Source organism: Hoeflea marina (assembly GCF_003182275.1).
GTDB lineage: Bacteria > Pseudomonadota > Alphaproteobacteria > Rhizobiales > Rhizobiaceae > Hoeflea > Hoeflea marina.
The window spans coordinates 263,614-286,659 of the sequence record NZ_QGTR01000006.1 but is presented as its reverse complement, the minus strand read 5'-3'; the positions used below and the strand labels follow the sequence as shown (position 1 = coordinate 286,659).

The window sequence follows — 23,046 nt, the reverse complement described above, 5'->3', positions numbered from 1 at the left end:
GCCGGCACCGGCGGGCGAGCGACGGCAAGCCGCGTGCGTCCTGGGCGGAGGTGGGGACGGTGACGGATGGGGGAACAGTTTGCTCTTGCCGTTGTACAACATTGCCAGCCGCAGACTCGCCCCGCCTCACCGCTTGAGGTCCTCGTCCTCGATGGCCGGCGAGAGCTCCTGTTCGGCCTCGCCGCTCGGCTGGCGGGTGAAGCCGCGGACGCCGGAGGTTTCCTTGAAGTCGCGCTTGATCTCCACCGGACTGACCGCATAGGCGGTGATCAGCTCGGCCAGCGAGCGCAGCGCATGGGTGTGGACGCGCTCGTAGCCGTGCGAGGCATCGACCCCGAAGGTGATGAGCGCCGTGCGCACGTCGGCACCGGCCTCGATGGCGCTGGCCGAATCCGAGCGGTAGTAGCGGAACACATCCTTCTGGAAGCGGATCTCGTTGTCCCGGCACAGCGCCACCAGCTTCCGCGTCAGATGGTAGTCGAACGGGCCGGTCTGGTCGGCCATGGCGATGGTGACGCCGAACTCGTCGGAATTCTGTCCCGGCGCCGTCGTGCCGTTGTCGACCGCGATCATGGAGGCGACGGCGTGGCTGAGCACCGAGGAGGCGCCGACGCCCACCTCCTCGGCGATCGTGAACAGGAAATGGATGTCGACTGGCGTCTCCGCCTCGGCGTCCTGCAGCGCCTTCAGCGCCGCCAGCATGACGGCCACGCCGGCCTTGTCGTCGAGGTGGCGGGAGACGATCAAGCCGTTGTCGAGGAACTCCGGCTGCGGGTCGATGGCGACGATGTCGCCGGTCTCGATGCCGAGCCGCCTGATATCGTCGCGGTTGCGCGACAGCGCGTCGATGCGCAGCTCCACATGCTGCCAGCCGACCGGGGCCGCATCGACCTCGTCGTTGAAGGTGTGGCCCGAAGCCTTGAGCGGCAGGATGGTGCCGCTGTAGCTGCCGCGCTCGGTGAACACCGTGGCGCGGGCGCCTTCGGCGAACCGGGCCGACCAGTGGCCGATCGGCACCAGTTCGAGCCGGCCGTTGTCCTTGGGCAGCTTGACCTGGGCGCCGAGCGTGTCGAGATGGGATACGATGGCGCGCGCGCCCTCCTCGCGGCGGCCCGGGCGGATGGCGCGGATGGCGCCTCGCCGGGTCAGCTCCACGGCGAGACCGAGCGCCTCGAGTTCGCCGGTGAGGAAGCGGACGACGGTGTCGGTGTAGCCGGTCGGGCTCGGAATCGCGAGCAGCCTGCCGAGACTGGAGAGCATGTACCGGTGATCGATCGCCAACCTCGGCATCAGCTGCCCGCCTCCCGGTCCTTCTGCAGGGTCTGGCGCGCACCCGCCGGCATCGACAGCGGAAACAGCAGGTCGATGAAGCGTTCGGCCGTCGGCTGCGGCTCGTGGTTGGCGAGACCCGGCCGCTCGTTGGCCTCGATGAAGGCATACTCCGGACCGCTCGGCGACTTGACCATCAGGTCGATGCCGGTCACCGGAATCTCGATGGCGCGAGCGGCCGCCACCGCCGCCTCCACCAGCGTCGGATCGACGACATCGGTGACGTCATGGATGGTGCCGCCGGTGTGCAGGTTGGCCGTCTTGCGCACCGCCACCCTTGTATCGGCCGACAGCACGTCGTCGAGGCCGCAGCCCGCTTCCCTCAGGCTGCGTTCCGTCTCCGCGTCCAGCGGGATGCGGGACTCGCCGCCCGTCGCCGCCGCCCGCCGGCGGCTCTGGGCCTCGATCAGCTGCCGCACGGTGCGCCGGCCGTCGCCGACGATCGAGGGCGGACGCCGGATCGCCGCGGCGACGACGCGGTAATTGATGACGACGAGCCGCAGGTCCTCGCCCTCGACATATTCCTCCAGCAGCACGGTCTTAGACACCGCCGCCGCCTGAGCGATCGCCGCTTCCACCTCCGCCCGATCGCTCAGGCCGACGGAAATGCCCCGGCCCTGCTCGCCGCGGGCCGGCTTGACGACGATCCTGCCGCAGCGCCGGACGAATTCGGCGATCTCGCCGGGGCTGGAGGCGCCGTCGAGCTGCGCCGGGACGCGCACGCCGGCCGACTGCACGACGCGCCGGGTGATCGACTTGTCGTCGCAGATCGACATCGCCACCGCCGAGGTCAGGTCCGACAGGCTCTCGCGGCACAGCACCGTCCGCCCGCCATGCATGAGCCGGAAATAGCCGGCCTCCGCATCGACGATCTCGACGCGGATGCCCCGCCGCCGCGCTTCCCGGACGATGATGCCCGCATAGGGATTGAGCGCCGCGTCGGTCTCGGGCCCGGTGAACAGCACCTCGTTGATCGGGTTCTTGCGCTTGACCGAGAAGAACGAGACCCGCTGGAAGCCGAGCTTCTCGTAGAGCGCGATCGCCTGCTCGTTGTGATGCAGCACCGACAGGTCGAGAAAGGCGGCGCGGCGCGGCGTGAAATACTCGGCCAGCCGCCGCACCAGCGCCTCGCCGATGCCGGGGTGCCGCGCCGTCGGATCGACGGCCAGGCACCACAGCGAGGAGCCCTGTTCCGGGTCATTGAAGGCGCGCATGTGGTCGACGCCGGTCACGGTCCCGAGGATTTCGCCGGTCTCTTCGTCCTCGGCGACGAAATAGATGATCGAGCGCGCGTCCCGCTTGGCCCAGAAGAACTCCGGCGGCACCGGAACCATCGCGCGGGCGGCATAGATGCGGTTGATGGCGTCGGCGTCCGACTGCGACGTCAGACGGCGGATGAAGAAGCCCTTGGGCGAACTGCGCGAGGGGCGGTAGCGCGACAGGTCGAGCCGATAGGTGTGGGAAGGATCGAGGAACAGCTCCTGCGGCGCATTGGCGAGCAGCACATGCGGGTCGCGCACATAGACGGCGATGTCGCGCCTGTCGGGCTGCTCACCGCTGAGCGCCGCGATCATCGAGGCGGGATTGTCGAAGGTCTGGGCGAAGACCAGGCGTCCCCAGCCGCAGTCGAGCGCGAATTCCGGCGTCATTCGCCCGGCGTCGCCGCCATGGGGCGGAACCGGCGGCTTGAGGCCCTGTTCGCGCATGCGCTTGAGCCGGTGCGCATAGGCTTCGCGCCCCTGCCGCTCGCGGGCACCGCTTCCGTTCCTGCCGCCGGCCTTGCGATTGTCGGTCATGAGGCTCTTACACTCCGTGGGTCTGCAGCCACATTTCGAGAAGCGCCACCTGCCAAAGTTCCGAACCGCGAAGCGGCGTGATGTGGCCCGCCGGATCGGCAAACAGCGTGTCGAGATAGTCCTGCCGGAACAGGCCGCGGTCGCGGGCGGCCTGCGAGCCGAGCGCGTCCCTGACCATGTCAAGATATTCGCCCTGGATGTATTTGAGCTGCGGCACCGGGAAGTAGCCCTTCTTGCGGTCGATCACCTCGTGCGGCACCACCAGCCTGGCCGCATCCTTGAGCACGCCCTTGCCGTGGTCGGCGAGCTTGAACTCCGGCGGGATCGTTGCCGCGAGCTCGACAAGTTCGTGATCGAGGAAGGGCACGCGCGCCTCCAGCCCCCAGGCCATGGTCATGGTGTCGACGCGCTTGACCGGATCGTCCACCAGCATGACATGGGAATCAAGCCGCAAGGCGCGGTCGACCGGCGTGTCGGCGCCGTCCGCGAGAAGGTGGTCGCTGACGAGCGACCGGCTGACATCGCTGCCGGCGATCCACTGCGCGCCGAGTTGGCCTGAAAGCGTTTCGTGGGTGCGGTCGAAGAACACCCGGGCGTAGTCGCCGACCACATCGTCGGACCCGGCCAGCGGCGGATACCAGTGATAGCCGCCGAAGACCTCGTCTGCGCCCTGCCCGGACTGCACCACCTTGATGTGCTTGGAGACTTCGCGGCTCAGAAGGAAGAAGCCGATGTTGTCGTAGGAGACCATCGGCTCCGACATGGCGGCGATGGTGTCGGGAAGATGGCTGATGAGATCGGCCGACGGCACGAAGATCTTGTGATGGTCGGTGTCGAAGGTCTTGGCGATCAGGTCGGAATAGGTGAACTCGTCGCCCTTCTCGCCGTGGGCCTCCTCAAAGCCGATGGAGAAGGTCATCAGATCCTTCTGTCCCTCTTCCGCCAGCAGGCCGACGATGAGGCTCGAATCGACGCCGCCCGACAGCAGCACGCCGACCGGCACATCGGCGACCATGCGCCGCCGCACCGCAAGCCTGAGCGCGTCGTGGACGCGGTCACGCCAGTCCTCGCGCGTGAGACCGGCGTCCCGGCTCAGCCGCCGGTAGGGCGGCGACCAGTAGAGCCGGTCGGTGGTCGTGCCGTCGGCGGCGATCCGCCGGGTCGTGGCCGGCTTGAGCTTCCGCACACCCTTTAGGATGGTGCGCGGCGGCGGCACCACGGCGTGGAAGCTCATGTAGTGGTGCAGCGCCTCGCGGTCGATGCCGGTGTCGATGCCGCCGGCCCTGAGCAGCGCCGGCAGAAAGGAGGCGAAGCGGATGCAGGCCGCATCCTGGGCATAGTACAGCGGCTTGATGCCGAAGCGGTCGCGCGCCAGCACCACGTCGCCGCTGTCGCGGTCATGGATCGCAAAGGCGAACATGCCGTTGAAGCGCTCGACACAGGCCTCTCCCCACTTGTGATAGGCCTTGAGCACCACCTCGGTGTCGCCGTGGGAGAAGAAGCTGTAGCCCTCGGCGACCAGTTCCGCGCGCAGCTCGGGATAATTGTAGATGCAGCCGTTGAAGACGACCGTCAGGCCCAGCGCCGGATCCGCCATCGGCTGGGCGGCCTTGTCCGACAGGTCGATTATCTTGAGCCGCCGGTGCCCCAGCGCCACGCGACCCTGGGCGACGATACCGCTTCCGTCGGGCCCGCGCGGCGCCATGGCGTCGGTCATCCGCGCGACGGCTTGGGTATCGGCAAAGGCGCCATCGAGACGGATTTCCCCGGCAATTCCACACATGTTCGCTTGCATCCTCGGTGATTGTTGGTGCGACCGAAGATAGATTTCCCGATCTGCACAGTTGTCCGCGACATGCGCCGCGCTGGCTGATGGTGACTACCTAGTATTGCAGCAACTGGAAATCAAACCCGCGAGCGGAATTACGCGCCGCGGCACCGTCCGAACTGCCGCTTGGCGCGGGCCTGCTGCCACTGTCCGGCGATCGACATTGAGGCAGTCGCGATGCTCTCTCCGTTCCTGTAGCCTTGACTCGGGGGCGGGGCTGAAGGGGCCGTGGCAGCGGAATGGGCTCGCACCTCCTCCCCCCGCCCGCTGCCGCCAAGGACCCCTCAGGGGGCGGGAGGAGATGGCCGCATCAGACGGTCAGCACGATCTTGCCCTGGATATGGCCGCGGGTGGCGCGTTCGTGGGCCCGGCGTGCCTCTGCGAGCGGGAAGGTGCTGTCGATGACGGTGCCGAGCGTGCCGTCGTCGAGCAGTTGTCCTGCCTCCCGCAACTGGGCGCCGTTCGACCGCACCTGGGTGGCCGATACCGTCACGCCGAGCCTTGCCGCCTCCCCGTCGTCCGAAAAGCCGAGCGGAAAGATCGGAAACAGCGCCCCGCCGCGCCGGAGCGTTTTCAGGAACCGCCGGCTGCCGGGTCCGCCGACGGCGTCGACGACGAGGTCGGCGTCGCGCACCAGATCCTCGGGCGTGGCGGCGGTGTAGTCGATGAAGTCGTCGGCGCCGAGCTGCCGCATCAGCGCCTCATGCCTGCCGGAGGCCACGCCGATGACGCGCGCGCCCCTCCACCGGGCGATCTGGAGGGCAAGGTGGCCGACGCCGCCCGCCGCGCCGTTGACAAGCACGGTCCTCCCCCCGAGCGGCACCGGCTGATGCCGGGCGGCCTGCAGCGGATTGGGTTCGTCATGCCCGAGCGCGATCAGGAACTGCCAGGCGGTCAGCAGCGACATCGGCGCCGCGGCGGCGTGGATGTGATCGATGCCGGCGGGCTTCAGCGCCACGCCTGACGCCGGCGCGGTGACGTATTCGGCGTAGGCCCTGCTGCCGCCCGCCAGGCCCTGCGGAAAGCGGACCATGGCAAACACCTCGTCGCCCGCGGAAAAGCCCTCGACGCCGGCCGCGACCTTCTCGACCGTGCCCGAGATGTCGGTTCCGAGGATGAGCGGGAACGTGACCTGCGGCCGCCATTCCGGTGGGAGCATGCCGTAGCCCTCGCGCAGATACCAGTCCGGCGGATTGAGGCCGATGGCATGGACGCGGATGCGCACCTCCCCGGCCGCCGGCTCAGGCATCGGCGCATCTTCATACATGAGCAGCTCGGGGCCGCCGAATCCGTGCTGGCGGATCGCCTTCATCATCTCGGGCATCTCTGTCTCCATCGTGTCTCGGGATCCCGCATGTATATCTCCGCCGCGGGATTGATAATCATGTCGCAAGGCGCTTTAATCATGCCATGGCGGAACAGATCGGACTGGAACGATTGACGGGACTGATCGCGTTTGCGCGCGCGGGATCGCTTGGCAGCTACACAGCGGCGGCAAAGTCGCTGTCGATTTCACCCTCCGCCGTCAGCAAGAGCGTGCAGCGGCTCGAACGGCAGCTGGGCGTGTCGCTGTTCACCCGCACGACACGGTCGCTGGTGCTCACCCCGGAGGGCCGCGAGCTGCACGAGCGCGCGCTCGGCCTGCTGCGCGCCGCCGAGGAGATCGAGCAGATGGCGATGGCGGCCCGCTCGGAGCCCTCCGGCCCGCTCAGGATCGCAGCACCCCTGCCGATCGGCATTCATCTGATCGCCCCCGCTCTGCCGGCCTTCCGCAGGCTCCACCCCAGGGTGACGGTGGATCTGCGCCTGAGCGACCATGTGGTCGATCTGGTCGCAGAGGGAATCGACATCGCCGTGCGCATCGGCGATCCGGTCGATTCGCGGCTGCTGTCACGCCGGCTGGCGCCGCACCGATTGTGCTGCTTTGCCTCGCCGGCCTATCTGGCGGAACGCGGCACGCCGGCGCACCCCGACGAACTGACGGGGCACGACACCGTCAGCCTGCGCTATCAGAACACCGGCCGGATGCTGCGCTGGCCGTTCCGGATCGGCGGCCGCGAGATCGAGCTCGTGCCGCCCTCGGGCATGGTCGTCGATGTCAGCGACGCGCTGGTGGCGATGCTGGCCGCCGGCGGCGGCATCGGCATCAGCGCCAGCTTCATCGCCGCCCCCCATGTGGCCCGCGGCGCCCTCGTTCCGGTGCTCGCCGATTTCGCCGTCGAGCGGCACACCGTTACCGCGCTCTGGCCGGAAAGCCGCCGCGCCAATCCGGCCGTCCGCGCCTTCCTCGCCCATCTCAGCGCAGCCTTCGCGACCGAGGCGGCTACCGGCGCGCCGGCCTGACAGATGGCCCCGGTGTTCGAGGGGATCACTGACGATCTGATCGGCGATTTCGGCTTTTCCGGCAACGGCGCCTCCGGCTTCGAACTCGATCACATGGACAAGCATCTCGGCACACCCGGCAATGCGGTTCTGCTGGCCAGATCCGTGACCCGCGACGGCCGGTTCATGCTGGTTCCCGAAGAGATGCTCACCCATCTGACCAATCTCAGCGGCGGCCCCGCGGAAGACATCATGCATGCCGACATGATCCATTTCAGCGTGCCGGGGGGAGGATCGGTGTTCGCCACCGGCTCCATCACCTTCTGCGGCAGCTTGCCCTGGAACGATTTTGACAACAATGTCTCCCGGCTGCTTGAAAATGTCGTGCAGCGGAGCCTTTCATAGGCTGACGACATCACGGTTCCGGCCGCGGCCGTCCACAGGCTGCGGATCCCGCGCACAAGATCGGATTGGAAGAATTGGACGCTCCAGTTTTCAAGGGCATTTTCACGCAGCAGGCGGCGATTCCCGAAGAGGGCATCACTGCGGCGCTGGCCGTTCTGCGAAGCGGGCGGATCCACCGCTACAACACGCTGGGCGACGAGCCGAGCGAAACCGCCCTGCTGGAAAAAGACTACGCCGAATGGCAGGGGGCGGAGTTTTGCCTCGCCTGCGCCTCCGGCGGACAGGCCATGCAGATCGCCCTTCGCGCCGCAGGCGTGTCGCCCGGGGACACGGTGCTGACCAACGCCTTCACCCTCGCCCCGGTGCCCGGCGCGATTGCGGCCGTCGGCGGACAGTCGGTCCTGGTCGAGATCACGGAAGATCTGGTCATCGACCTCGCCGATCTCGAGCGCAAGCAGGCGCAGTCCGGCGCCCGATACCTGCTGCTGTCGCATATGCGTGGCCATCTTGCCGACATGGACCGGCTGACGGACATGGCCGCCCGCCTGGGGCTGATCGTGATCGAGGACTGCGCGCACACGATGGGCGCCACGTGGGCAGGCACAAGAAGCGGGAATTTCGGCCTCGCCGGATGCTTCTCGACCCAGACCTACAAGCACATCAATTCCGGCGAAGGCGGGCTTCTGACGTCGAATGATCCGGATTTCATGGCCCGGGCCATCATCCTGTCCGGGTCCTACATGCTCTACGACCGCCACGGAGCAGCCCCGGCGGAGCAAGCCTTTGAAGCGCCCAGACTGGACATGCCCAACATGTCGGCACGCATGGACAATCTGCGGGCGGCGATCCTGCGTCCCCAGCTTGCCAGCCTCGAATCGTCGATCCTGGCCTGGAATCTGCGCTACGATGCCGTGGCGCGTCATCTTGCCGGCTGCACGGCGCTGGTTCTCCCCACCCGTCCGCCGCAGGGCAGGTTTGTCGGCAGTTCGATCCAGTTCCGCATTCCGCAGACAGACGGCCCGCGCGCCGAGCATCTCCTGGAGCGATGGAAATGCCGGGGAGTCGAGGTCAAATGGTTCGGCCGCCCCACCGCGACGGGCTTCACCTCGACGCACCACGATTGGGGGTATCTGGATCGTCAGGACCTGCCGCGCACGGATCGGATCCTCTCCGGCCTCTTCGACATGCGCTTGCCGCTGAGCTTCTCGGTCGAAGACTGCGATGTCATCGGAAGAATACTGGTCGAGGAAGCGGTCTGGACTGAAAGCGCACGGTCGAGCCCCACCCGGCCGTCCGCGCCAGCGGGGCCCGGCCCCGAATAGACGGTCGGCGCAATTGACCCGCGCGCGCCAGCTGGCGTCACAAGCAGGGCATTGGCAGACGAAGGCGACTTCGTTGCAGGACAGGGCGAGAGACCGACATCTCGGAGCGGCCCAGCGATTCCAGGCGGGTGGCGCGCTCTAGCCTGAAAGCCCCGGAGCGGAAACCGCGCCGGGCCGGGCCAGCGTCGCCAGCAGGTCGGTCTGGGAGATGATGCCGATGACGCGGCGGTCGTCGCCGACGACGACGACGGCATGGCTGACGCCATCGGTGAGGCGCGGCAGCAGGCCGATGGCGGGATCCAACGGCCGCGCCGTGGCGGCCGCAGCCACTGGCAGCGCGCCCGATGTCGGCAGCGCCGCAAGCTCGCGCAGCCCGACGATGCCGGCGAGCCGCCCCTCGGCGTCGAGCACCGGCAGGGTGCGGATGTCATGGGCGAGCAGCAGCCGCCGCGCCTCCTCCGGCCGGTCCGCGGTCGTGACCGCGACGATGTTGCGCGACATGATGTCGGCGCAGCTCACCTCGCCGCGCTGGCGCAGCAGCGCCTGCAGCTCGACCTCGCGCAGCAAGGTGCCGATGTCGGCGCGGCTGATGTCGAGCGTCTCGTTGAGACCGGCGATCGCCGCGTCGATGTCGGCGGAATTGAAGCCCGCCCTGAGCGCCGGCGGCGGATCGGCGGTGCTGTGCGCATTGACGACCGCCGCGGCCGGGCGGTGCGGATAGGACTTGCCGGAGAACCGGTGGAAGACGATCCCGGTGCCCACAAGCAGGATCGAGTTGATGGCGACCGGGACGAAGGGAAACCACAGGCCCGAATGCTGCATGGCCGTCCCGCCAAGGACCGCGGTCAGCGCCGCCGCGCCACCCGGCGGATGCAGCGATAGCGTGAGCGACATCGCCAGGATCGCCAGCCCCACCGCCAGGCCGATGGCGATCATCGGCTGCTCGACATAGTAGCCCACCCCGACCCCGACGATGGCCGAGATGGTGTTGCCGCCGATGATCGGCCAGGGCTGCGCCAGCGGGCTGGCGGGAACGGCGAACAGCAGCACCGCCGAGGCCCCGATCGGCGCCACGATCAGCGGCAGCTGAGGATGGTGGGCGTAGAGCAGCGCCGAGGCGAAGCCGGTCACGCAGATCCCGGCCAGCGCGCCCAGGCAGCCGATGAGCCGTTGGCCGAGCGTGGCGCCGGGCAGCACCGGGGCGAAGAGGAAGGATCTGATCCGGCCGCCCAAATCCTGTGCGGCCGCGGGTCTGTTGTCTGACATGGGATATCTGCGGGCCCGGAATTGCACAATTTCGTGCTTATGTGCCTCAAATTTCAGCAACACAAGGCAGATTGTTCCAATTCTGCCGGCGAAGCGCCGATGGCCGATCCACGCGGGGCCGAAGTTCATCCTGCTCGCCGCGTCGGGCTCCGGAAATGGCCGGGCCCGGGGTTAGCGGCAATCCCGGCCCCTGCTCCGCTGCCGGCGTTGTCATCCGGGGACGGACGCCCTATGGGTTGGCTGCATTCCTCGAAATGACAGGATCTCCATGCCCTTCAGCGACGCAGACCACCCCCTTGGCGAGGTTGCGCATCTCAAGCGCGCGCTGCATGCGGCGGGCGTGGCGCTGTGGTCCTGGACCGTGGAGACCGACGCCTTCGCCATGGACGACCAGGCCTTTGTGCTGTGGGGACTGGAGCGGCGGGAATCGGTGACGTTCGAGGATCTCTCCTCCCGCATCCATCCCGCCGACCGCGACCGGGTGCGCGCCGCCTTCGCCGCGACACGGGCCCTGGTCGGCGCCTACGAGATCGATTTCCGCATCCTGATCGAGCAGGAGATCCGCTGGATCTCGGCCCGCGGACTGGGCAATGACGAGGGGCTGCACCAGGGTCGGCTGTCGGGCGTCTTCCTCGATGTCACCGGCCGCAAGCAGGCCGAGGAAGGCCATGAGCTGCTCGCCGGCGAAATGAGCCACCGGGTCAAGAACCTGCTCGCCATCGCCGCCGGCCTGACCACGATCACCTCGCGCTCGGTGGCCACGGTCGACGAGATGGCCCGCGAGCTCACCCAGCGACTGACCGCGCTCGGCCGGGCGCACGACCTGGTGCGGCCGCTGGCGGGCGACCAGGGCCGGGCGGCGCTGCTCGGCGACCTCCTGGCGGTGCTGCTGGCGCCCTATGACGAGGAAGGCGCCTTCATGGGACGCATCCGCGTCGCCGTGCCGCGGATGGGCATCGGCGAGCAGTCGGCCACCACGCTGGCGCTGGTGGTGCACGAGCTGGCGACCAACTCGCTCAAATACGGGGCGCTGTCGGCGTCGACGGGAACGCTCGACATCTCCGGCAGCTCCACGCCCGAGGAGGTCTGCATCGTCTGGACCGAACGCGGCGGCCCGGCCGTCGCCCGCAGCGGCGAGGAAGGCTATGGCAGCAAGCTCATCCGGCGCAGCGTCACGGGCCAGCTCGGCGGCACAATCGAGACCGACTGGTCCGACGACGGCATCATCGTCACGGTGACCATGAACGCCGCGAAGCTGGCGGCCTAGGCGGGGGGCGGCGAGAGCGGCGGCGGCGGGCGCCCGCGAGACCGGCGGGTCGCCTCGCCCCGCGACCGACCAGGTGCCACGCACGTCGCCTGGAACGCGTCAGAAACGGCCGCCGACATGGACCAGGACACCGTGCTGCTGCGTGTCGTTGTCGACGCCCAGCATCATGTCGTAGTCGAAGCGCAGCATCAGCCCGTCCTCGAATTCCAGCTCGGTGCCGAGGCTGAGTGAGACTGTCGACCGACTGAGCGTATCGAGCGTCGTCGTGAACGGCAGCGCGCCGCCAAGGTCGGCGTAGCCAATGCTGGCCTGGCTGCCGCCCGCGAAGTCATGGCTGTATTCGAGCCGTGCCTGCGGCGTCAGCACACCCCAGCCCATGGGCATGGCATAGTTGACGCGCAGTCCGGCGACGCCCGCCAGCATGTTCAGGTCCTGCTCGCCGAAGGCGAGGTTCATTTGCCCGGCGCCGGTCTCGGTCGCGCCGCCGAGCCTTGTCCAGGCCGCCTCGGCCCGCCCGTAGGGCTCCAGCACGAAGCCATCATGCCGGTATTGGTAGCCCGCGGTCAGCGAGCCGAAGACCTGCGCGCCGTCACGGCTGCTGGTCGCGAAATCGTCGGTCGAGGAGACGAAGCGGCGGCCCTCGAAATCGAGATGACCGACGCCGATCTGGCCGTCGATGAACATGGCGTCGCCCGGATGGTAGCTGCCATAGAGCGAGGCGCTGAGCGCCTGGCCTTCGCTGCTGGAACCTTGGCTGCCGATATCGACGACATCCCGCCCGTAACCGAAGCCGATGCCGGCGACCAGGTCGGAGGAAAAGCGATGGTCCATGCCGCCGCTTACCCCGACAAGGGTGCGTCCAAGATCGATCACGCCATTGTCCGCCGTTCCGAGCGTGAGAGAGCCGGTCACCCAGAACGAGGTGTCCGGGAACATCCGGTCCCGGACACCGCCGTCCGATCCTGCGACCGCGCGGCCGATGGCATCAACGGCCGGATTGGCGAACGAGAGCGCGTAGGCCATCGGAGCGTCCTCCCCGGCCGAATTCACCGTGATATTGATCGAGTTGCCGGCACGCCCCTGCTCGTCGCGCAGATTTTCCAGGCGATCGCGGAAATTGCCGATCTGGGCGCTGGCGAAACCCTCGGCGCTGCTCGCCTGGGCATCGAGGAGGCCAAGCACGTCGGCGTCCTGGGTCGGATCGGGGCGCAGCGGGGCCGAGTCGATCGTGATCGAGTAGCTGGCCATGCCCACGGCGCCATTGTCGTCCGTCAGGGTGATGTCGAAGGCGAAAAATCCTGCCGTGGTCGGCGTCCCGGTGATGCGGCCGGTATCGGCGGCGAGATTCAGGCCGTCCGGCAAGGCGTCAACGACCGCGAACTGGTAAGGCGTCGCACCGCCGGTGACGCTGATGGCAAAGTCGTATGGGACATCGACCTCGCCGTCCGGCAGCGCGCTTCCCGTGGCAGGCGTGAAGACGAAGCTCGGCCCGGCCACTGTTAGGCTCACCAGGGCCTCCGCCGAGGCGCCGCCGGGGCCTGTCGCCGCATAGGTGAAGCTGTCGGCACCGGAATAACCGGTCTGCGGCGTGTAGGTCACGACGTCGCCCGCGACACTCGTCGTGCCATGGACGGGCGGGGTGGCCACCGAAACGGCGCTGTGCACGCCGGTGATCGAGCCGCTCAGGTCGATTTGCGTGGGCGTGTCGTAAGGCACGTTGGCCGAGGTCGGCGCGGCTGTCGGCGCCCCCGGCGTCTCCACGGTCAGCGAGACCGTCGCCGTGTTCGATGGTCCGCCTGCGCCGGTGGCCGTATAGACGAAGCTGTCGGCGCCATAGTAGCCGGGCGCGGGTGTATAGGTGACCACGAAGCCGGTCAGCTCGAGCGTGCCATGCGCGGGGTTGGTCTCGATCGTCAGGCTGTCGTAGACGCCGGTGACCGAACCGGCCAGATCGATGTCGAAGCCGCTGCTGTCGTAGGGGACGACGACGCCCGACACGTCGCTGGCGACCGGCGGGAAAGGCCGCACCTCGAAGCTGTTGGTGGCGGAATCCGGGGAGGTGTTGCCCAGCGCATCGCTTGCATTCGCCGCTACCGTGTGGGTGGCGAGGCTGAGCGCCGTCGGCTGCGCCAGACTCCAGCTGCCCGATCCATCCGCCGACGTGGTGCCGATCGAGGCACCGTCGACGATCACCTCCACGGTCGCCAGAGGTTCCGCCGTGCCGGCATAGACCGGCAGCAGGTTGGTGGTGAAGGTGCCGTCCGCCGGGGCGGTCACCACCGGGGCCGGCGGCGCGGTGGCGTCCACCGTGAAGGCGTTGCTGGCTGAATCCGCCGAAACGTTGCCCGCCGCATCCGTGGCGGTGGCCAGGACGGCGTGCGGCCCGTCGCCGAGGCCGGGCGACTGGGTCAGCGTCCAGTTGCCGCCTCCATCGGCTGTGGTCGTCCCGATGGGGGAGCCGTCCACGCTCACGCTGACTGTCGAGAAGGCTTCGGCCGTACCCGAATAATTCGGCAGGTTGTCGGCAATCGTCGCGCCGTTGGCGGGCGAGCTGACCAGTGGCGCCGGCGGCGGCGTGGCGTCAACGGTGAAGCTGTTGGTGGTCGAGCTGACCGAGACGTTGGCGGCGGCGTCCATGGCCGTCGCGCTCGCGGTGTGCGTCCCGTCCGAAAGGGCCGCCGGTTGCACGAAGCTCCAGTTCCCCGATCCGTCGGTCGTGGTCGTGCCGACGCCGGCGCCGTCCACGATCACGCTGACGGTCGATGCCGGCTCGGCCGTGCCCGAATAGCTCGGCGTCGTGGTTCCGACGAGCGCGCCGTCCGTCGGCGCGGCCAGCACCGGCGCCGGCGGCGGCGTGGTGTCGATCGTCACGGTGATCGTGGCCGATGGAGCCGACAGATTGTCGGCGAGATCCGTCGCCGTTGCCCACATCGATATCGTGCCGTCCGGCAGGGCGGTCGGCGTATAGGTCCAACTGGTCCCGGTCAGCGACGCGATGCCGGAGAACGCTCCGTCTATATAGACCCTGACCGTCGAGTTCGCCTCGGCGGTGCCGGCGAAGGTCGGGGTGGAGTCATTGGCGGTCGAGCCGTCGGCCGGGGCGGCGACCACGGGCGGCTGCGGCGCAGCCCCGTCGACCGTGAAGCTGTTGGTGCTGGAGGCCGGCGAAACGTTGCCGACCGCATCGGCCGCGGTGACCGCAACGCCGTGAGGACCGTCAGCCAGGGCGGTCGGATGGACGAGGCTCCAGTTTCCAGAGCTGTCCGCAGGCGTCGTGCCGATGGATGATCCGTCCACCACGATATCGACGATCGAGAAGGGCTCAGCGGTTCCGGTGTAGGTCGGCGTGGTGTCGGCGGACGTCGAGCCGTTCGCGGGCGCGAGGATGACGGGCGCCGGAGGCGGTGTGGCGTCCACGACGAAGCTGTTCGTGGCGGACGCGGCTGACGTGCCGCCAGCATTGGTCGCGGTCGCCTGGACGTCGTGTGCGCCGTCGGCAAGCGGCGTCGAGCCGGTTGTCGTCCAGTCTCCGGAGGCATCCGCCGCGGTCGTGCCGATCGAGGCGCCGTCGACGATCACATCGATCGTCGAGAGCGCCTCGGCCGTGCCGGAATAGGCCGGCGTGGTGTCGCCGGTCGTCGCGCCATCCGCCGGCGTGATCATGACCGGCGCAGGGGGCGGCGCCACGTTGGTCAGGTTGAAGCTCGCCGACGCCGCGCCGGCGGTCGCTGTGACGGCATAGCCGCCCGCTGTTGCATTGGCCGTGAAGGCGCCGGCGCTCGCGACGCCCGAGCCATCCGTGTTCACCGTCGCCGCATCGGTGCCCGAAGCCTGGAACGTGCCGCTGGCGCCCGAGGCCGGGGCGGCGAAGGTGACCGCGGTGTTGGCGATGAGGACACTGCCCGCATCGCGGACGGTGACGGACAGCGCCGTGGCGAACGCCGTGCTCAAGGGCCCCGACTGGCCATCGCCACTGGCGACCGTCACCGAGGCCGGGATCTGCAAGACAGTGACACTGGTGCTGCCGGTGGCGTTGGCGGAACCGCCACCGGCAATGGTGAAGCTGGGCGAAACCGATATGGGCGACGCGGCCGCCACGTCGACCGTGATGGTCAGCGGGTCGGCGAGGCCCCCGCCGCTCGCCACCACGCCGGAATAGACGCAGTTGAGCGCCGCGCCGCTGGAGCCGGCGCAGTCCCAGGCACCGGCGGTGCTGCTGGAAAAGGTCAGCCCGGTGGGCAGCGCGGAGGTCAGCGTCAGATTGCCCGAGGTCGCCGAGCCGCCCGAGTTGGTGATCGTCGGCGTCAGCGTGAAGCTGCCGCCCTGGACCGGGGTGCCGCCCGCGGCGAGCGACAAGGCGAGAACCGGAGGATCGGTCACCGTGAGGGTCGCCGTGGTTCCGGCGACGCCGGACGATGCGCCGGCGAGGCTCGGCGTGCCGGACGCGATGCTGTGGCTGGCCAGGCTGGTCGACGTCACCTGGAACTGAAGCGTGCAGGTTCCGCCCCCGGCGATCGATCCCGAACCGACCCCGCCATCGCCCAGCGTGACCGTGTTGCCGCCCGACGTTCCGCTGACCGTGCCGCCGCATTGGCTGGCGGCTGGTGCTGCGGCGAGCGTCACGCCGGCCGGAAGGGTGATGGCGTGGCCGACATTCGAGATCGCGCCGGTGTTCGGATTGGTCAGCGTCACCGTCACGGTGCTGGTGCCGCCCGAGACGATGCTGGCCGGGTTGAGCGAGGTCAGCGCCGCGGTCGGAAAGGCCCGCCATGTCGAAGCGGCGGCGACCGCCTGCGAGCTGCCGGTGACGGTCAGCCCGGGCGCGCCCACCACGCTGGCGGAGGGTGCCCCGATGGTGGGCTGGTAGCTGCCGGCGGTGGTGGTGCTGACGACGAGCTGGATCGTGCAGAACGCGTTCGGGGCGAGCGTCATGCCGCCGGAATAGGAGAAGCTGGTGCCGAACGTTGCAGTGCCGCCGCAGCCGTTGGAGGCGAGCGAGCTCGCGGTCAGGCCGCCAAGCGTGTTCGACGCGATCGCGAGACTGGTCAGCGAGGCCGAATTGCCGCTCGGATTCTGGATGGTGATCTGGATCGTGTTGCTGGTGCCGACATTCACCGCGCCGCTGGAGAAGGCGAGCGTGGCGTAGACCGGCGGGCTCGGCGCCGCCTGCACGACAAGGCTGCCGGCGGTGCCCTCGGCGCCGGCATTGGCGGCTGTCGCCGACGGCGTTCCGGCCGGAATCGCGTGGGTGGCGACGGTCGTCGCGGCGACCGCGAAAGTGAGGTCGCAGGTCGCGCCCGCCGCAAGCGAACCACCGGTCAGCGCGACCGAACTGCCGCCGGCAACGCCCGCGACGGTGCCGCCGCACTGGCTGGCCGTCGGCGCGCTGGCGAGTGTGACGCCGGCAGGCAGGGTGATCGTGTCGGCCACTCCGGCCAGCGCGGCGCCGGCATTGGGATTGGTCAGGGTGACGATGGCGGTGCTGGACTGCCCGGCGTAGACGGTGGAGGGACTGACGCTCGTGACCGCCGATGTCGGCGCCTCGGGCGAATCGATGGTGACGATGATCCAGATGTTGGGGCCGACAGACCCGCCTGAATAAAGTCGCAGCTGGCGCGGTTCGTTGACGGTGCCGGCCGGGACGACCGCCGTGTAGCTGCTGGCTTCGGCGTAGAACACGCGTTCGGTCGTCCCCACGCTCGGCCCCGGCGTATAGGTGATCTGCCGACCGTTGCTGCCGCCGAAGCTGAACGTCGATCCGGAGCCCGCAAGCGTCACGGTGGGATTGCCGAGGAATGTGCCCGGGTCAGCGAAGGTGTTGTCCTCGACATAGACGTCCCTGATGCTGACCCAGGGGATGCCCTGGTCGCCGGTGGTGCAGGCGGCCGTCATGGCCGTGTTGGCGGCCGTGCCATTTGTGGTGTCGATGATGACGTTGTTGCTGCTGCCCCTGACCACCCGGAGCGATGGAATCTGGTCCGCGGTCATGGTGCAGGCCGGCACCCCCTGCGCATGGGCGGGAGTGGTCGCGAACAGGCCAGACAGGAGCAGTGCGCCCGCGGCCAGCCGTCCCGCCGAAGCAAGGCCAAGCCGGCAATGCCGCGCGGCCCGCGCCGCAGCGGCGGCGAGCGGCTGAGGGAATGACGCCAGCGATGGCGCGAACCTGCGCGACGGCCCGGAGAGCCGCCCGCCAACCGCCCCCCGGTTCGCGCCATCGCGAATGCTCAGTTGGATCGCTTTCACGTCCCGCCGCCAACCCCTGTCGCCCTGACGGACGAAGCTCAATCGAAGTCCTGGAACAACCCTGCCGTCTATTTATGACGAATGTTACTTCCAGTCAAATGGCGAATGCAGTTTAACATATCGGAATACATGCATTTTTCGAGCATTCGTGATGCAACCTGGCCGGTGTGCTTCCCGGGGAGCGGATGATGCGGGAACAGCAGGATTTTGAGACTTGGCGGAGCGGCAGCGATGGTTGACCGCGGCCGGCGGCCTGCCGGCGGGCGGCCGGCGGCCATGACGACGAGGGCGCCTTCAGGGACGCATCCGCGTCGGCGTACCGAGAATGGGCATCGGCGAACAGTCGGCCACGTCCCGCGCGACGCTCATCTCGTGGGCGGCGCGCCGGCCTTGAACGGTCCTGCCGACGATCAAGCGGCGCCTCCCCGCTATCCCTGGGTCGTCGGTCGCAGCACGATCTCTCCGACATCGACAGTCGACGGCTGGGCAATGGCGAAGGCGATCGCTTCCGCTATGGCGGATGCGGGGATCGCCATGGCCTTCATGGCCGCTTCCCCCTGCGCCCGCATCGCCGGATCCGTCATCGAGGACGGGAGCTCCGTGTCGACATAACCGGGCGAGATGCCCGTGACCCGCAGCGACGGTCCGGCCTCCTGGCGAAGTGCTTCAGTGATGGTCCTCACCGCGTTCTTCGACCCAGCATAGACAGCCATCGTCGGAACGATCTTGATGCCGGCGGTCGACAGGGTGTTGACGAAGTGGCCGAAGCCCTGGCGGCGAAACACCGGCAAGGCGGCGGCGATCCCGTAGAGCACGCCCTTCACATTGACGTCGATCATCGCCTCCCAGTCTTCCACCCTCAGCTCGTCCAGCGGCGAGATCGGCGCTATGCCGGCATTGCTCACCAGGACATCGAGCTTGCCGTGCCGTTCGACGGCATGCGCCACAAGTCGCTCGACGTCCTCACGACTTGTGACATCGGTGACGACATGGGATGCGGCTCCACCCTTCGACGCAATGGATTCCGAGAGCGCCGCGAGCCTGTCGCCGCGCCGCGCGCCCAGGACGAGAACGGCTCCACGTTCGGCCAGATGCCGGGCCGTGGCCTCGCCGATTCCGCTGCTTGCCCCGGTGATGGCGACAACTTTTCCTTCGATACCGATCATGGCCTGGCCTTTCGTGCCGACTGTGCTGAAGACCGACCTTGCCATGTCAATCCGGGACGATCCATGCTAGATCGGCCGGTAAATCGTCGCGATCGGATCAAAGCCATGGACCCCCTGTCGGAAGTCTTCTCCCTGCTCGACATCCGGGCCGCACGCTGCACGCGCTTTGAGGCGAGCGGACGCTGGTCCTACCGCTTTCCCGCCAAGCCCGCCTTCAAGTTCGGCGCGGTGATCCATGGCGATTGCTGGATCGACTTTGGCGACGGGCAGCGCCATCAGCTTGCGGCGGGCGACTGTTTCCTTCTCGCCAACGCGCCGGGCTACGTTTTGGGGAACGACGACCAAAGCCCGCCGGAAGACGGGATCGCCGCCTTCGACTGGGGGCGATCGGACGTGGCGCGGCATGGGGGAGACGAGACCGTTGTCATCGCCGGCGCCTTCAGTTTCGAGGCATCCGATGCCGAACTGCTGCTGGGGTCGCTGCCGCGCTTCCTGCTGATCCCGTCGCACAACAGCTCGGCGGCCGTTGTCCGCTCCACGCTCGCCATTCTCGACCACGAAATCCGGGGAACGCAGATCGGCGCCGCCGTGCTCACCGACCGGCTGGTGGATGTCCTTCTTGTCCAGGTGCTTCGGGCGGCGCTCAACCAGGACAGCGGCGAGAGCTTCGGCTGGATCGGCGCGCTCACGGATGCCCGCATCGGCAAGGCCATCGGCCTGATGCATGGCGACGCCGCCCATCCGTGGAGCCTTGATCAGTTGGCCCAATCGGTGGCGATGTCGCGCTCGGCCTTCGCCAAGCGCTTCAGGTCGCTGGTCGGCGTCGCCCCGCTCGATTATCTGCTCCGCTGGCGCATGCGCCTGGCGCGCGCCGCGCTGCGCCGCGGCTCGACCGTCGCCGCCGCCGCCGCCGAGGTCGGCTATTCCTCGGAGAGCGCATTCGGACATGCGTTCAAGCGGATCTACGGGGAATCGCCTCGGCGATATTGGCGCAGGAGGGAGTCCTGAGGGATAGGCCGGATCATGCGGTCTGGGCTCGGAAGCGGGATGTGGGCTGGAGTGGGCGCCGGGTGTCCGTTCGGGGCAAGAAATGGCTGTGGATCGCGACGCGTGCGATTGGGCTGCAGAATGAAAAAACCGGCGTCGTCATCTGGCAGCGGGACAGGGGCGACTTCCTCCGGCGTCGGGACCGGACGGGCATGCTCCTCCATCTCGACACGTCGTATTGCGGGAACAAGGATAACTGAACCACACCGGGTTTGTAGGAGGCTCCAACTCGTGAGAAAGTGGAGTTAAAACGAACAAAGAAAAAATCACCTGAAGTCCGAGCGTTTCGCTGCCTGGAGAACTCGTCATCGGGGCCTGAACCAGATCATCGAATGGCACGGCAAACCGTTCGCCATTCGTATGGATAACGGACCTGAATCGCAAACTGATGGAATTGGCCGAAACGCAAGCGATTGCCTAAAGACGCGACCAGCCCGGAAAATTGCGGCAGATTTCCTATGTCGATCACTACAACCGCATCGTCCGACATGCATGTCGCGACCAACATATCATTGAAGGGATCGCGGAGGCGCCGGGCTCGCGGGTAGCGAAATTTAGCAGCTCGCTCTACCTTTCGGACTCACAGATTGGGGTGATCACCAATTGCTCTCAGCACCAAAAACTGGACCGTTTATGACTGGAGTTTTCCGCTATAACTTTTCGGTTTGGAAAAGGAGCGGAAGCATGAAGGCATCTAAGTTCTCGGACACACAGAAGGCGTTCATTTCGAAGCAGGGCAGACCAACGCGCGGCGCAGTAGACTCCCTCAAGTTGTATTTGCGAAAAAGCCTGCCATAGTAGTGGCGGCTCAATCTGGAGGGGGAGAGATGAGCGAAATCCCGCCGAAAAGAACGACGGCGATTGATGTGGCCGCCGGGCTTTGCCTGGGGGCTTTGACGGGCCTTCTTGTCGGCCTGACCACCGCCAGCGTCACGACCACAGTACTGGCGTCTATCCTTGCTGTGGCCACCGCCTTCATCGGGCTTGCTGGCGAGGCGAAGTTTCTGGACGGGGTGGTCAATCATGCCCGTGTTGCCAGCTTTGCCGGGGCCATGGCGTGCGCACTTTTGGCCGGGATTTCGATGAGAACGCATCAGACGCTCTCGCCAAGCACCGAAGACCTTTTCATTGAGCTGAGGACCGCAGAATTCACGCCGGCCGAAGCCAAGGATGTCGTGCGGTTCGTGAAGTTCGGTCTGGTGCCGGCCGGTGCCACCGTTGCCGTCGGTGACCAAGCGGCGATCGTCACCAGCTTGAAAGGCACGCTGTTCAATGACGCTCCTTCCTGGTGTGATGACTTCCGCCGCCGTCAGAGCCAGCCAGTCGATAACCAGGTGGCTTGGCTCCAGGGACAGGAAGAGGCCCGTGACATCGCCTTGCGAATGGCCAATCTGCCGGCCGAGCGCCGCGCAGAGGTCGCACGACAGGCCATGTTTTATCTCTGCGGGATCAACGAATGAGCCTGTCTCGCCGCCTTCTCTCCCTGTTTGCATTTCTGGCGTGCACGCTGGATCCGCTCGGCGCTACCGCGCAGGTCCCCACCAGTGTGACGAATAACGTGGCGCCGGCGGTAGTTCTGGTCCAAGCCCGGAAATGCAGCGGCGACACGCCGTCCCGCAACGGCACCGGATTTGCGGTCGACAACAGCAGCGAAGTGGTCACAGCTTATCATGTCGTGGCAGGTTGTGACGAAATCGAGCTTTGGTACGAATATGCGAGTGGCACGCCGTCGCGCACCTCCTCCCTTTCACGGGTCCTAAAGCGCCATGATCTGGCGCTGCTCACCGTGAGCAATCCACCCACGAACGCCTATTTCACCATTGCCGGCGCATTGGACCCCGACAAGGACCTCAAGGCGCTGGGCTATGGCCTCGGCTCTCCTTCGCTAAGTGACCTCGATTTGCGGGTGGCGTTCGGCAGCGCTCGTTTGAGCCAGATGCTGCCAACTGAAAACATGCGGGATTTGGCGCGTACCTCGATCGACACCTCCCAGACGATCATCCGGTTTTCGCGTCCGCTGATGCCGGGCATGTCCGGCGGTCCGATTTTCGATGCGAACGGTGAGGTCGTGGCGGTGGTCGCCGGAGGTCTCAAGAACGGCGCGGTTTCCTCCAGCTGGGGCTGGCCGGCGACGCTGGTCGTAGCCCTCCGCCAGTCAAAGGAGACCCCCGACCGGAACGCCAGCGTCACCGGAACGACTTTCGCCTTCGCGACAACAGACCAAGGGGATGCGGAAAGTCTCACCTGCGGAAGTCTGATATTCGTGAAGGGCAAAACGCTCTCTTTTGCCGAGGCGGCTGCGACGTCCGATGACATCGCAAGGCTTCAGATGACCACCGGCTTTTCCGGCGTGCCACGCAACGAGATTGAAGCCTTTCACTTCCAAACTTGGATCCATCCAGAAAGCGGTGCCACCGTCGTGATCCCCGACAATGTTGATCTCTTTGAAGACGGGGACACGTGCATGGCGCAATCGGACGACGGAGTTTTCCAGCAGGTCGTCAAGGCGGATCCCGCCGCCACGCCGCTCGACATACGGCAGATTTCCACAAATTTTGAGTTGGCGGTGATGCAGCCCCAAGCCACGCCGAACATCGGATGGTATCCCGACAACGTCCTGACCCAAGGGCTGCCGACCACGCGGCAGGATGGGCTGGTAGTGAATCGCAAAGCCGTGTTCGTGGGGAAGGAAAATCTGGGACCGGGTAGGGTTCTTGCCATCCACCAGTTTGAAACCCTCATGGCGCGCGGCGGCTCCTTCGTCGGCATCGCCATGACCAACAATGAGGTCGAGCAATGTTTCAACGTCTTCAATCAGCCCGGCCTCTGCTCCATCGACCCCGATTACCTGAGGGACTGGGCGCATTTCGTCCTTGCCACACAGATGTCTACATATCCGATTTTCTAGCCTACGATGCGGTCTTCGGCTGCCGAGCTCCGAAAGAATAATCTCGAAACGAACTGAAAAGCCCCGAGTTTCCTAGACGTCTTCGCTCGTCGTTTCTGGTTCCTTTTGGACTCGGGTCTCAGGTCATCGCCAACGAAAAGGTCGAAC

General features: G+C 67.2%; 14 protein-coding genes and 1 pseudogene. 8 read left to right on the top strand and 7 right to left on the bottom strand.

The genetic code is table 11. The features are described 5' to 3' along the window. Positions 1-126 precede the first annotated feature (126 nt). The 4 genes from DFR52_RS21375 to DFR52_RS21360 all read right to left on the bottom strand — a co-directional run bounded on the left by DFR52_RS21375 (position 127) and on the right by DFR52_RS21360 (position 6,277). The gene (locus tag DFR52_RS21375) at positions 127-1,290 is read right to left on the bottom strand and encodes an osmoprotectant NAGGN system M42 family peptidase (RefSeq protein WP_110034046.1); all 1,164 of its coding nucleotides are present in this window, start codon (positions 1,288-1,290) and stop codon (positions 127-129) included. Next, entirely contained in the window at positions 1,290-3,125 is a 1,836-nt protein-coding gene (gene ngg / locus DFR52_RS21370; protein WP_245415431.1) for an N-acetylglutaminylglutamine synthetase, read from the bottom strand. The genes DFR52_RS21375 and ngg overlap by 1 nt, the downstream gene beginning before the upstream one ends. 7 nt (positions 3,126-3,132) lie before the next feature. After that, positions 3,133-4,908, bottom strand: a complete 1,776-nt coding sequence (locus DFR52_RS21365) for an N-acetylglutaminylglutamine amidotransferase (RefSeq protein ID WP_110034135.1) — start codon at positions 4,906-4,908, stop codon at positions 3,133-3,135. Positions 4,909-5,263: 355 nt separating this feature from the next. Then, positions 5,264-6,277, bottom strand: coding sequence for an NADP-dependent oxidoreductase (locus tag DFR52_RS21360; protein WP_110034045.1), 1,014 nt, complete (start codon positions 6,275-6,277; stop codon positions 5,264-5,266). An 86-nt stretch (positions 6,278-6,363) separates the two neighbouring features. Between DFR52_RS21360 and DFR52_RS21355 the strand changes: the two genes are divergently transcribed. From DFR52_RS21355 to DFR52_RS21345, 3 genes are all read left to right on the top strand, one after another. Beyond that, positions 6,364-7,296, top strand: a complete 933-nt coding sequence (locus DFR52_RS21355; RefSeq protein WP_110034044.1) for a LysR family transcriptional regulator — start codon at positions 6,364-6,366, stop codon at positions 7,294-7,296. Positions 7,297-7,299: 3 nt separating this feature from the next. Beyond that, the gene (locus tag DFR52_RS21350) at positions 7,300-7,680 is read left to right on the top strand and encodes a N,N-dimethylformamidase beta subunit family domain-containing protein (protein WP_110034043.1); all 381 of its coding nucleotides are present in this window, start codon (positions 7,300-7,302) and stop codon (positions 7,678-7,680) included. Between the two features lie 74 nt (positions 7,681-7,754). Beyond that, positions 7,755-9,002: a DegT/DnrJ/EryC1/StrS family aminotransferase gene (locus DFR52_RS21345; protein WP_110034042.1), complete on the top strand. Its 1,248-nt coding sequence runs from the start codon at positions 7,755-7,757 to the stop codon at positions 9,000-9,002. 138 nt (positions 9,003-9,140) lie between these two features. On the opposite strand, the gene DFR52_RS21340 is transcribed toward DFR52_RS21345, so the two are convergent. After that, positions 9,141-10,268 (bottom strand): HPP family protein, encoded by a 1,128-nt coding sequence (locus DFR52_RS21340; protein ID WP_110034041.1) that lies wholly within the window; start codon positions 10,266-10,268, stop codon positions 9,141-9,143. 268 nt (positions 10,269-10,536) lie between these two features. Between DFR52_RS21340 and DFR52_RS21335 the strand changes: the two genes are divergently transcribed. Beyond that, positions 10,537-11,535 carry a sensor histidine kinase gene (locus DFR52_RS21335; RefSeq protein ID WP_110034040.1) on the top strand — a complete coding sequence of 333 codons (999 nt, stop codon included), beginning with the start codon at positions 10,537-10,539 and terminating at the stop codon, positions 11,533-11,535. Between the two features lie 99 nt (positions 11,536-11,634). Here the strand turns inward: DFR52_RS21335 and DFR52_RS21330 are convergent, their stop codons facing one another. Then, the gene (locus DFR52_RS21330) at positions 11,635-17,523 is read right to left on the bottom strand and encodes an Ig-like domain-containing protein (RefSeq protein WP_146215650.1); all 5,889 of its coding nucleotides are present in this window, start codon (positions 17,521-17,523) and stop codon (positions 11,635-11,637) included. 683 nt (positions 17,524-18,206) lie between these two features. Continuing rightward, positions 18,207-18,944 carry an SDR family oxidoreductase gene (locus DFR52_RS21325; protein WP_110034134.1) on the bottom strand — a complete coding sequence of 246 codons (738 nt, stop codon included), beginning with the start codon at positions 18,942-18,944 and terminating at the stop codon, positions 18,207-18,209. 105 nt (positions 18,945-19,049) lie between these two features. Here DFR52_RS21325 and DFR52_RS21320 point away from each other — a divergent pair, with 105 nt between their 5' ends. The 4 genes and pseudogenes from DFR52_RS21320 (at position 19,050) to DFR52_RS21300 (ending at position 22,899) form a co-directional block, all read left to right on the top strand. Then, the gene (locus DFR52_RS21320) at positions 19,050-19,952 is read left to right on the top strand and encodes an AraC family transcriptional regulator (protein ID WP_210205885.1); all 903 of its coding nucleotides are present in this window, start codon (positions 19,050-19,052) and stop codon (positions 19,950-19,952) included. A gap of 348 nt (positions 19,953-20,300) precedes the next feature. Beyond that, a pseudogene (locus tag DFR52_RS24925) lies at positions 20,301-20,523 on the top strand (IS3 family transposase); the annotation flags it as partial. A gap of 295 nt (positions 20,524-20,818) precedes the next feature. Continuing rightward, positions 20,819-21,451, top strand: a complete 633-nt coding sequence (locus DFR52_RS21305) for a hypothetical protein (RefSeq protein ID WP_110034036.1) — start codon at positions 20,819-20,821, stop codon at positions 21,449-21,451. Then, a complete protein-coding gene (locus DFR52_RS21300; protein ID WP_110034035.1) occupies positions 21,448-22,899 on the top strand; it encodes a S1 family peptidase in 1,452 nt (483 codons plus the stop codon). Before DFR52_RS21305 ends, DFR52_RS21300 begins: the two co-directional genes overlap by 4 nt. Positions 22,900-23,046: the final 147 nt, after the last annotated feature.